2 tRNA genes are annotated in these 649 nt (G+C 40.4%); both read left to right on the top strand.

The window, feature by feature from the left end:
* Positions 1-107: 107 nt before the first annotated feature.
* Positions 108-184, top strand: a tRNA-Ile gene (locus tag Q4533_RS19645).
* A gap of 63 nt (positions 185-247) precedes the next feature.
* Positions 248-323, top strand: a tRNA-Ala gene (locus tag Q4533_RS19640).
* Positions 324-649: the final 326 nt, after the last annotated feature.

Raw genomic sequence — 649 nt, 5'->3', positions numbered from 1 at the left:
CCCTAGGGGAACCTGGGGCTGGATCACCTCCTTACCTATACGACTAACTTAATGTTTGTTGAGTGTTCACACAGATTACTTGATAGAAAGAAAGAGCAATATACGTTGGGTCTGTAGCTCAGCTGGTTAGAGCGCACCCCTGATAAGGGTGAGGTCGGTGGTTCAAGTCCACTCTGACCCACCAAAATCTTCATTTCTCCTAAGCGAAGATTTTGTATTAACGTATTTTGTTTTACTGCATGTAAATGGGGCTATAGCTCAGCTGGGAGAGCGCCTGCCTTGCACGCAGGAGGTCTGCGGTTCGATCCCGCATAGCTCCACCATTTACATCTTCTCAATAAGTTGAGTCGACATATGCAATTAAGAGATGCCAAAGATAATCTAACCATTATCTTTGGCTTTTTTTAGCCCGTTCTTTAACAATTTGGAAAGCTGATAGTATTTAATACGATGATGTCTGTCGTTGTATTAATTACAAATCGTATTATTGGGAAATTAATCCTTTTCTGATAATACATTGAGTTCTCAAAACACTTTATTAAGTGTCTTGAATATTCTAAAAACTAAGGCGAATTTGTGTACTCGCAAGAGATGCAAATTATGTAATAAACCAGCTAGTTACGATACAGCTGTTAGGGCTACCCGCTCT

The organism is Shewanella sp. 6_MG-2023 (assembly GCF_030547195.1).
In the GTDB taxonomy this organism is placed as follows: Bacteria; Pseudomonadota; Gammaproteobacteria; order Enterobacterales; family Shewanellaceae; genus Shewanella.
Note: the sequence above shows the minus strand (reverse complement) of the source record. Positions and strands in the feature narration are given on the sequence as shown.